At 64.1% G+C, this 9,998-nt stretch carries 8 protein-coding genes and 1 pseudogene; 2 read left to right on the top strand and 7 right to left on the bottom strand.

Annotated features, from left to right (window positions below):
* Both WEB61_RS09455 and WEB61_RS09450 read right to left on the bottom strand, forming a co-directional pair.
* Positions 1 to 293, bottom strand: a pseudogene (locus WEB61_RS09455) (3-oxoadipyl-CoA thiolase); the annotation flags it as partial.
* A gap of 82 nt (positions 294 to 375) precedes the next feature.
* Positions 376 to 1,512 carry a DUF2336 domain-containing protein gene (locus WEB61_RS09450; protein ID WP_368064090.1) on the bottom strand — a complete coding sequence of 379 codons (1,137 nt, stop codon included), beginning with the start codon at positions 1,510 to 1,512 and terminating at the stop codon, positions 376 to 378.
* Positions 1,513 to 1,729: 217 nt separating this feature from the next.
* Between WEB61_RS09450 and WEB61_RS09445 the strand changes: the two genes are divergently transcribed.
* Entirely contained in the window at positions 1,730 to 2,929 is a 1,200-nt protein-coding gene (locus WEB61_RS09445) for a CaiB/BaiF CoA transferase family protein (protein WP_368064089.1), read from the top strand.
* Between the two features lie 48 nt (positions 2,930 to 2,977).
* On the opposite strand, the gene WEB61_RS09440 is transcribed toward WEB61_RS09445, so the two are convergent.
* Entirely contained in the window at positions 2,978 to 5,692 is a 2,715-nt protein-coding gene (locus tag WEB61_RS09440) for an HAD-IC family P-type ATPase (protein ID WP_368064102.1), read from the bottom strand.
* A gap of 263 nt (positions 5,693 to 5,955) precedes the next feature.
* Here WEB61_RS09440 and yghU point away from each other — a divergent pair, with 263 nt between their 5' ends.
* Positions 5,956 to 6,825, top strand: coding sequence for a glutathione-dependent disulfide-bond oxidoreductase (gene yghU, locus WEB61_RS09435; RefSeq protein WP_368064088.1), 870 nt, complete (start codon positions 5,956 to 5,958; stop codon positions 6,823 to 6,825).
* 481 nt (positions 6,826 to 7,306) lie between these two features.
* Here the strand turns inward: yghU and WEB61_RS09430 are convergent, their stop codons facing one another.
* From WEB61_RS09430 to WEB61_RS09415, 4 genes are all read right to left on the bottom strand, one after another.
* Positions 7,307 to 7,765, bottom strand: a complete 459-nt coding sequence (locus WEB61_RS09430) for a DoxX family protein (protein WP_368064087.1) — start codon at positions 7,763 to 7,765, stop codon at positions 7,307 to 7,309.
* Between the two features lie 103 nt (positions 7,766 to 7,868).
* Entirely contained in the window at positions 7,869 to 8,663 is a 795-nt protein-coding gene (locus WEB61_RS09425) for a DUF2063 domain-containing protein (protein WP_368064086.1), read from the bottom strand.
* Complete coding sequence (locus WEB61_RS09420; protein ID WP_368064085.1) at positions 8,656 to 9,564, bottom strand: DUF692 domain-containing protein; 909 nt, start codon at positions 9,562 to 9,564, stop codon at positions 8,656 to 8,658. Before WEB61_RS09420 ends, WEB61_RS09425 begins: the two co-directional genes overlap by 8 nt.
* Before the next feature lie 31 nt (positions 9,565 to 9,595).
* The gene (locus tag WEB61_RS09415) at positions 9,596 to 9,898 is read right to left on the bottom strand and encodes a DUF2282 domain-containing protein (protein WP_368064084.1); all 303 of its coding nucleotides are present in this window, start codon (positions 9,896 to 9,898) and stop codon (positions 9,596 to 9,598) included.
* Between the last annotated feature and the right edge of the window lie 100 nt (positions 9,899 to 9,998).

Genomic DNA, 9,998 nt, shown 5'->3' with positions numbered 1-9,998 from the left:
CCGACGGCGTCCATGCCCGATCCGCAAAGCCGGTTGATCGTCGTGCCGGAAACCGTTTCAGGGAGCCCCGCCAGCAGCGACGACATGCGCGCCACATTGCGGTTGTCTTCGCCGGCCTGGTTGGCGCAGCCGAAAATCACATCGTCGACACGGCTCCAGTTGACGCCCGGGTTGCGCTCGATCAGCGCCATCAGCGGCACCGCGCCCAGATCGTCGGCGCGCACACCCGCCAGCGCTCCGCCATAACGCCCGATCGGCGTCCTGACGGCGTCGCAAATGAAAGCGTCCTTGATCTGATGGCTCATCGGCCGGCCTCCGTTGAAGTCGAAGGCCGAAACCTATTCCATTTTGTCGCGAAGGAAAATGCGGGCGTCGTCAGGCGACGTCCTGGTCGCGAGCGGCCGGTACCGGCGCGGCCAGCCGGCCGAGCTTGTCGATCATCGTATCGAGATCTTCGGCCTCGATCTGCTCGAAGGCTTCCTTGAGCCCCTCCAGCACATGGAAACGGAAGAGCGGCAGATCGAGCGACCCGTCGCTGCTGCGCACCGCATGGTAAGTATCCAGCATCACGCGGAACGCGGGATAAAGCGCTTCCGGCATGCCCGCGCGTGCATAAACCGCGCGAAACCCCAGCGCCCCGACATCGTGGATGAGCCGCCAGATGCGGTCTGACGGAACGCCGGTCAGTTCGGCGAAGGCCTCCTCGGCAAAACGCATATTGCCGGCACAGGCTGCCCGAAGAATCAGCGTCGCGGACAGGCGCTTGTTCTCGATCAGCTGCGCCACCAGCGCCCGCAAATCGGTATCGTTCATCTGGGCGATCGCATCGGTCGTCGTCCGCTCGCGCGCCTGCTCTTCCAGCGTCGCGGCGACCCGGTCATCCATCTCGTGATGCTCGATCAGATACTCGCGCATCTGTTCCGACACCATGGCGATCAGGCGTTCGACCAGCGTCGCCGGAAGCTCGTTGCGCTGAACCAGCGGCGCGGCCACATCGGCGTCGTCGGCATAGCGCTGAACCAGCATCGTCGCCGCTTCCTCGTTGATCACGGCCCCGGCATTGGCGATCAGGCGCAGCACGGCGGCACGGTCGCCCTTCAGCGCCAGCGCTTCGGAAACGGGGGCCGCCACCTGCGGCCGCCCGGCAATGGCGCATTGTTTGGCCGGACTGCCGTAATAGACGAGACCCACCAGGTCTTCGTCGGTCAGCACCGGCGAGCGCTCGAGAACGGGAATGGCGACCGCGTCGATGTCGCGCGCGAGCTGCAGCACGATATTGCGCGGCGCATCGGGCACGTCGTTGAGGCAGAGCGACAGCGCCTCGCGCACATTGACGGCAACGTCATGCACCAGATAGCCGAGAATTTCATGGGCAAGCTCGCGCTCGCGCGGCGCGAGTTCGATATCCTTGAACTGGCTCGCGACCTTGGCGGCGACTTCGGCGCGCGCGCCATCGGACGGGTCCGACAGGAGGCGTTCGACGTCCGCGATCGTCAGCTTCTTTTCGCTCATCCGGTCCCCCCGGGGCCACATCGATGGACACGCGCGTCCGCTCGCGGGACGGCGCAAATCCACCGCCAAGCCTAGGCGGAACCGCTTAATGAACGGTTTACGTTAACGCCTGTGGACAAGCCGTTTTCAGGCGCGATCGGGCCGCTTTTTGACTCCATCTCCGTTTCATGGATGATCCGGCCCAACCACGAAATATGAAAAACAGGGATCGGACATCATGCTGGAGGGCATCAAGGTCATCGAGATGGCCACCTACATTGCCGCGCCGGGCGCGGGCGGCATTCTCGCCGACTGGGGCGCGGAGGTCATCAAGATCGAGCCGCTGGCCGGCTGCCCGATGCGCTACACCATGGCCAATATGGGCGCCGACCACCTGAAGGGCAGCCCCATCTTCGACCTCGACAATCGCGGCAAGAAGGGTCTCGCGATCAACACCGCAACGCCTGAAGGCGTCGAAGCCGTGAAACGGCTGGTGAAGGACGCCGATGTCTTCATCACCAATGTCCGCCCCGGCGGGCTTGAGCGCGCCGGCCTCGATTACAAGTCGCTCGCCGAAATCAACCCGCGCCTCGTCTATGCCAGCGTCACGGGCTATGGCCTCGAAGGTCCGGACCGCGACAAGCCGGGCTTCGACATCGCGGCCTTTTATGCGCGTTCGGGCGTCGGCTGGCTGCAAACGGTCAAGGGCCAGGAGCCGACGATCCTCAGAACGGGCATCGGCGACCACACCACCAGCATGGCGACCGTGGGCGGCATCCTCGCCGCCATTGTCGAACGCCAGAAAACCGGCAAGGGCCGCCTCGTCGAAGCTTCCTTGCTGCGTGCCGGCGTCTATGCCGCGGGATCGGACACCGCCGTCCAGCTTCGCTATGGCAAGCTCGGCTCCACCAAACCGCGCCACGAAACCATCGCCCCCTTGAGCAACTTCTTCCACACGAAGGACGGCTGGATCGTCATCGTACCCCGCCAGGGCTCGGTCGACTGGAAGGCCGTCTGCCGCGCCATCGGCAAGCCGGAACTCGAAACCGATCCGCGTTTCGACAATCCGAAGGTCCGCCGTGCCAACGCCGCCGAACTTGTCGACATTCTCGATGCCGCCTTCGCCGAACACGACACCGAATACTGGCGCGGAAAACTCGACGCCGAAGACATGATCTGGGCCCCGCTGATGCGCCCGGCCGATGTCTTCGCCGATCCGCAGGCCCATGCCGCCGGCGCCTATGTGGAGGTGCATGAGGAAGACGGCAACGGCACCTATCTCTCTCCCGCCTCGCCGATCCGCTTCCCCGGCGCCGGTAATACAGGTCCGGTCGCCGCCGCCCCTGCCCTCGGCCAGCACACCATCGACACGCTGAAAGCCCATGGTTATAGCGATGCTGACCTCGACGCCTTGAAAAAATCGGGCGCGATCAAGTAGGTCGTCCGCACACGGCACCGCCCCCGCTTCCTGAAGAGCAGGGGGCGGTCAGCCGCTTTGCCCCAGCCGCGCCGCCACCCGCTTCTCCACTTCGACGACCACCAGCAGCGCAGCGCCCATCGCCACGATGACAAGTCCATCGGTGAGAGCAAGCGCGCGGCTTCCAAAAATCGCTTGCAGCGGCGGCAGATAGGTAAAGGCAAACTGCGCCATCGTCACCGTCACAACGCCGATCAGAACGATCGGCGTTCCGAGCACACCGCGCCATGTAAACGACGTGCCATGCACATAGCGCACGCTGAAGAGATAGAAGATCTCCATCACCACCAGCGCATTGACCACCATTGTCCGCGCCGTTTCCACCGGCAGGCTCCGCTTCATCGCCCATGCATAAATGCCGAACGTGCCCACCACCATCAGCACGGAAACGAACAGCACACGCCACAGCAGCCGGCCCGACAGCAGCCGCTGTCCCGCCGGCCGCGGCGGACGGCCCATCGCGTTCGGCTCCGTCGGTTCGAAGGCAAGCGTCAGGCCAAGCGCAACGGTGGTGACCATGTTGATCCACAGAATTTGCACCGGCGTCACCGGCAGCGTCAGGCCGAAAAGGATCGCGAGGATGATGGTCAGGGACTCGCCGCCATTGGTCGGCAGCGTCCAGGCGATGACCTTGGTGAGATTGTCGTAGACTGTGCGCCCCTCGCGAATGGCGGCGACGATGGACGCGAAATTATCGTCGGCAAGCACCATTTCACTCGCCTCCTTGGCGACTTCCGTGCCCTTGCCGCCCATCGCCACCCCGACATCGGCGCGTTTCAGCGCCGGCGCGTCGTTCACGCCGTCGCCCGTCATGGCGATGACGGAACCGTCCGATTGCAGCGCCCCTACCAGCCGGAGCTTGTGTTCGGGGCTTGTCCGCGCAAACACGGTCGCGTCCCGCGCCGTCATGCGGAAATCCCCGTCATCGAGCGCGTCGAGTTCCGCCCCCGTGACGGTGCGCGGCGCATCGGCCATGCCGAGCTGCCGGGCAATGGCGCGAGCGGTCGCCGCATGGTCGCCGGTGATCATCTTGACGCCGATACCGGCCGCCTTGCATTCGGTAATGGCGCTTGCCGCTTCGGGACGCGGCGGATCGATCAGCCCGACAAGCCCGAGCAGCGTCAACCCCCGTTTCACATCGCCCGTCGAAACATTGCGCGTGCCCGCGGGCATGACGTGGCGCGCCAGCGCAATCACCCGCAGCCCGTTCGATGCCAGCATCTCGACCTTGCGGTGCCAGCCGTCGGCATCGAGCGGCGTTTCGCCATCTTCCAGCGCGGCCTGCGCGCACATCGAAATGATCTGTTCGGGCGCGCCTTTCAGATAAATGACCGGCGGACGATCCTCGCGCGCGTGCAGCGTCGCCATATAACGGTGCCGCGCGTCGAACGGAATGACATCCAGCCGCGCAAACCGCGCCCGCGCGGCGGCTGCGTCGTGCCCGGCCTTGACGGCAAGCGAAACCAGCGCGCCTTCCATCGGATCGCCATCGACAAGCCAGTCCTCGCCCGCCGGCCGAAGATGCGCATCGTTGCACAGCAGCGCCGCCAGCGACAGCTCCTCCAGCACGGGCGAGGCGGCAGCGTCGGTTGCCTCGCCTGCGATCAGGAATTTTCCTTCCGGCCGGTAGCCCACGCCATCCACGTCGATATGCGCCGTCGCCGTCACCACGTCGCGGACCGTCATCTCGTTTCGCGTCAGCGTACCGGTCTTGTCGGAACAGATCACCGAGACCGAGCCCAGCGTTTCGACGGCCGGCAAGCGCCTCACGATGGCGTTGCGGTTCGCCATGCGCTGAACGCCGACGGCGAGCGCAATGGTCATCACCGCCGGCAGCCCTTCGGGGATCGCGGCGACGGCGAGCCCGACAACGATCATGAAGGCATCGCCGGGCGAATAGGCTTGCACGAACGCGGCATAGAGGAACACGAGCAGGGAGACCCCCAGCACCGCCACGGTGATCTGGCGCGCAAACAGGTTCATCCGTTTCACGAGCGGCGTCTCGATGCGCTCGACCGCGCCGATCATGCTGCTGATCCGGCCGAGTTCCGTCGCCGCGCCGGTCGCAACGGCAACGCCCCTGCCCTGACCGGCAACGACGAAGGTGCCGGAAAAAGCCATGGACAAACGGTCGCCCAGCGCCGCGCCCGCATCGACCGGCGCGACGGCCTTGTCGACAGGAACGGACTCGCCCGTCAGCGCCGCCTCGTCCACCCGCAGGTTGCGTCCGCCGAGAAGGCGCAGATCCGCGGGCACCCTGTCTCCCGCCGCCAGCATCACGACATCGCCGGGCACGACCTCTTGCGCCTTGACCGTCACGCGCCGGCCACCTCGAACGACGGACGCTTGCGGATCGATCATGCCGCGAATAGCCTCGAGCGCCTTCTCTGCACGTCCCTCCTGCACGAACCCGATAGCGGCATTGGCGATGACGACGGCGCCGATCACCAGCGCATCGGTCAGGTGGCCGATGGCGGCAGCGAGCACGCCTGCGGCGATGAGAACGTAGATCAACAGATTGTGGAACTGGAGCAGCAAGCGTGTCAGGGCGCCCTGCTGTTTGCCCTGCGGCAGGCGGTTGGGGCCGTGAAACGCGAGCCGCCGCGCCGCTTCCTCTTCCGAAAGCCCATCGGCACGCCCGTCAAGTGCCGATAGCACCGCATCGGCCGGGAGCGCGTGCCAGGCCTGCGCCGGTGCCGCCGTGGAAGTCTCGTCCTGCTTCACGCTCGCCTGCCGGGTTTCCGCTTCGATGCCGCCGGATCGCCGGACCCGCACCACGTCTCTATTCTTCCGCTTTATTTGTAACAGATTTGAAGATCGCACAGCCGCGTCATTCCGCCCGCCCCATCGTCCGGGCCGGCGCGCCATCGACACGCCCCATGCCCGCCGCTACAACAGCATCAAAACAAATCCTGACGGGCCCGTTCGCGGCCCTTCAAATCGCGCTGGCCCGGCCCGATATGTCGGATCCAGCAAGGGAGCCTCCGATGACCGAAACAAGCTACACGCCGCCGAAAGTCTGGACCTGGAACAAGGAGGGTGACGGCGGCCGCTTCGCCGCCATCAACCGCCCCATCGCCGGTGCAACGCATGAAAAGGAATTGCCGGTCGGCAAGCATCCTTTCCAGCTCTATTCGCTGGCGACGCCCAACGGCGTCAAGGTCACGGTGATGCTGGAAGAGCTGCTGGCCGCCGGCCACAAGGGCGCGGAATACGACGCCTGGCTGATCAACATCTCCGAAGGCAATCAGTTCGGCTCGGGCTTCGTCGCCATCAACCCGAACTCGAAAATCCCCGCCCTCATGGACCGCAGCACCAACCCGCCGACCCGCATCTTCGAAAGCGGCGCCATGCTGCTCTACCTCTCGGAAAAATTCGGCAGCGCCTTCATGCCGAAGGATCTCGTGAAGCGCGCTGAAGTTTACTCGTGGCTGATGTGGCAAATGGGCTCCGCGCCCTATCTTGGCGGCGGCTTCGGCCACTTCTATGCCTATGCGCCCCACAAGAGCGAATATGCGATCAACCGTTTTGCGATGGAAGTGAAGCGCCAGCTCGACGTGCTCGACCGGCGCCTCGCCGAAAGCGAATACATCGCGGGCCCCGACTACACCATCGCAGACATCGCGATCTGGCCCTGGTACGGCGCGCTCGCCAAAGGCCTCCTCTACGAAGCCGGCGAGTTCCTGAGCGTCCACGAATACAAGCATGTCAATCGCTGGACGGATCAGATAGCCGAGCGCCCTGCCGTCAAGCGCGGCCGCATGGTCAATCGCGGCTGGGGTGATCCGGCAAGCCAGCTCCCCGAGCGCCACGACGCGAGCGACTTCGACAAGATCGGCGAAAAGGCCGCGGAGTAACCTCCCGGCCTCAACCGCTTTTACTTCCACCCTCTCCTGTGGGCCGGGCAATCGCGTGTTGCTGTTTGACGCTCTTCGGCTGCCAAAAACTCGGTGTCACCCCGGCGAAAGCCGGGGCCCACTCGCAGGCCAGCTTGCCGCAGCCCTTGAATGACATTGTGCCGCAACTGCGATTGATGCTTCGCTTGACGACACTTGCTGAGGGAACCAATGGATCCCGGCTCTTGTCCCGGCGAAAGCCGGGAACACCGGTATCCATGGGCGGTCCATGGCAAGGTGAAGATTTTGCACGCGGAGGCGCGGAGCCGCGGATAAGGGAAGCAAGCAAGAAAATTTCAAGCAGAGGCGCAGGGAATGTTTTCTGGCGCTTCGCGCCGACTTGTCCGCCGAAGCTGCGAATCATCGTAGGGGGAAGGCGCAATAAATTTTCTCTTCTCCGCGGCTCCGCGCCTCCGCGTGAACCCTTCTTCTTCCTTTCACCTCACCGTTTGCCGCGCCCGCTCACAACCCGGTCGAGCGACAGCGCGCCCGCGCCTTGCGCAATCAGATAGAGCAGCATCGCCGCCCAGCTCAGATGCACGACATAGGCTTCCGGATAGACGAAAATCTGAATCACTGCCGTCATGCCGAGAAGCGCCAGCGCGCTGAACCGCGCCGCAAGCCCCAGTAGAATCAGAACCGCAAAGACATGTTCCGCATAGGTCGCCATATAGGCCGCCCAGTCGGACGGGATAAGGGGCAGCGCATATTCATGCTCGAACAGATAGAACGTGCTGCTCTTCAGTGTAATAAAGCCGTCGACCTTGGTCCGCGCTGAATTGAAAAAAATGAAGAATATCGCCACGCGCATCATCGAGGCATAGGTCCAGTCCGGAATGCGTGTCATCAGTGAAATCAGGCGCTCGACAAGCACGCGGACATTCTGAAAAACCTCAGTCATGTGAAGGCTCCGTTAGAGCGTTTCCAGGTGAAGTGCCTCCTTTAAACAAAAAAGGGGGCGGTTCACCGTCCGGAAACGCGACAAAACAAGGATTAGGAGTCGTTCATTGTTTCCGTGAAACGATGAACGACTCTAGGTCGAGGGCGGCAAATGCGCCCCATGCGATAAGATTCTTGAGAAGGCCCGCCAGCTCGAAATCCGCGGCGCCCGAAAGCTCGTCCGCTGCGGCGCCGAAAGTCGCACCTGCCTGCAGCGCCTTGACGAAAGCAAGCCCGCCGGGCGGCAGGCGATAGAGCCTCACCTCCGCATCGGGCCTCAGCAGCAACAGCGCCTCGCCACCCGCATCGAGACGAACCGGCTTCACCGTCTCGTCCTCGCGGTTGGTCCGCCATATTTCGACGACGGGATAGGCGGAAGCGAGCGACCGCAACGACGGATGAAGCACCGGCCTCGCCACCGCCAGCCGGTCCGGCGCGATGATCGAAAAAACCTCAGCCGTCAGCACCGCCGCATCGGCCGCGTGATAGGCCTCAAGCCACAGCAGCTCCAGCCGCGCGACATCGCCGAGATAGGGCAAGCCCCGCACCGGTTCGAAGCCGTCGAGAAAATCGGCAAAGCCCTCGCCATAGCCGATCAGCGTACCCTGCACGGGCAAGCCCCCTTCGAGATAGACCCGCGCCGCCGCGCGAAAGAATTCACGCCCCACCAGCCGTTCGACGGCGGGAAACGCGGCTTCGAGCGCATTGATGAGGCTCGCATGGACATTGTTGCGGTAAACATCGAACCGCTTCGCAACCGGCGGCGATCCGAGCTTCGCGCTCAGCGCGGCCGGTATCGGCCCCCGGCCGGAAAGCGCGGCGGCGAATGCGGCCTGAAATCCTGCCAGTGCCTCAGCCATGAGGAGCACCCATCACCGCGTCGAGGCCCTTGATCCGGTCGATGCAGCATTGTGCACGCGCCGCCTCCGTCAGAAGAACATCGAGCGCCGGTACATCCGTATCCCATTCGATCAGCGTCGGCCGCACACCGATATCGTCCATGAAATCGCGATAGAGATCGAACACCGCCGCCGCAACAGCGCTGCCGTGATCGTCGATCAGCAATGACACGTTCTCGACCATTTCCGTGGCATGGCCCGCCAGATGTATCTCGCCGACAAGCTCGGCCGGAATTGCCGCGAGCCAGTCCTGTGCGTCGTCACCGCGATTGACGCAGGAGACGTAAACATTGTTGACGTCGATCAGCAGCCCGCAGCCGCTGCGCCGCGTCAGGGCGATCAGGAATTCGGACTCGCTCATCTCGGCGTCCCGGATGTCGGTATAGACGGAGGGGTTCTCGACGAGAATCTGCCGTCCGAGAATATCCTGCATCTCCGCGACATGCGCCGTCATGACATCGAGAGCCTCCATCGTCAGCGGTACCGGCAGCAAATCGTTGAAATGCGTCTCGCCATGCCGCGTCCAGGCAAGATGTTCGGACACGAGCCCGGGCTCGTAGCGGTCGACCAGATCCCTCAGCCGCAGCGCATGCGCGCGATCGAGCGGCCCGGCCGAACCGAGCGACAGCCCGACGCCGTGCAGCGACAGCGGATAATGTTCGCGGATTGCGGTGAGGTAGCGATGCGGCGGTCCGCCCGCGCCCATGTAGTTTTCGGCATGGACTTCGAACCAGCCGAGCGCCGGCAGGTTCTCGAGAATCTCGAGATAGTGTTGCGGCTTGAGCCCGATCCCGGCGGCTGCCGGGACCGGGCTCATGGCGCGCATAGGTGCCGGGCGGTGCGATGCCTGAACATGTGTCACGTGCATGTCCTCCTGCCCGGTCGGTGCTGCCTTACGACGGGAGCTGCGTCGTCTTGGCTTCAAGGCTGCCATTGCCATGGGGCGTCTCGATGCTCGCGCAAGTGCCGGCCGGAACGAGCTTCCAGGCGTTGCCCTGATAGTCGAGCGTCGAGGTGCCGGCGCAAGTCGTGCCGGGGCCCGCCGCGCAGTCGTTCTGGCCGGCCAGCGCGACGCCGTAGCATTTCTCCATGCCGTCTTCTTCGGCAAAGGACGGCGTGGCGAGCGAGGCGAAGGCAAGCGTGGTCGCAATGGCGCCGGCCGCGGCCAGAGAGCTGGTGAAGGTGATTTTCGACATGTCTTGATCTCCAGGTTGATGTTCGTTGGATCGGTTTGACGCCACTAGAGCGTTTCCAGGTGAAGTGCCTCCTTTAAACAAAAAAGGGGGCGGTTCACCG

This window comes from Parvibaculum sp. (assembly GCF_040882025.1).
In the GTDB taxonomy this organism is placed as follows: domain Bacteria; phylum Pseudomonadota; class Alphaproteobacteria; order Parvibaculales; family Parvibaculaceae; genus Parvibaculum.
Note: the sequence above shows the minus strand (reverse complement) of the source record. Positions and strands in the feature narration are given on the sequence as shown.

Bases quoted from the DNA above. Each gene is read 5' to 3' on its own strand.
- WEB61_RS09450 (WP_368064090.1), bottom strand. From the start codon at position 1,512: ATGAGCGAAAAGAAGCTGACGATCGCGGACGTCGAACGCCTCCTGTCG.
- WEB61_RS09445 (WP_368064089.1), top strand. From the start codon at position 1,730: ATGCTGGAGGGCATCAAGGTCATCGAGATGGCCACCTACATTGCCGCG.
- yghU (WP_368064088.1), top strand. From the start codon at position 5,956: ATGACCGAAACAAGCTACACGCCGCCGAAAGTCTGGACCTGGAACAAG.
- WEB61_RS09430 (WP_368064087.1), bottom strand. From the start codon at position 7,765: ATGACTGAGGTTTTTCAGAATGTCCGCGTGCTTGTCGAGCGCCTGATT.
- WEB61_RS09425 (WP_368064086.1), bottom strand. From the start codon at position 8,663: ATGGCTGAGGCACTGGCAGGATTTCAGGCCGCATTCGCCGCCGCGCTT.
- WEB61_RS09415 (WP_368064084.1), bottom strand. From the start codon at position 9,898: ATGTCGAAAATCACCTTCACCAGCTCTCTGGCCGCGGCCGGCGCCATT.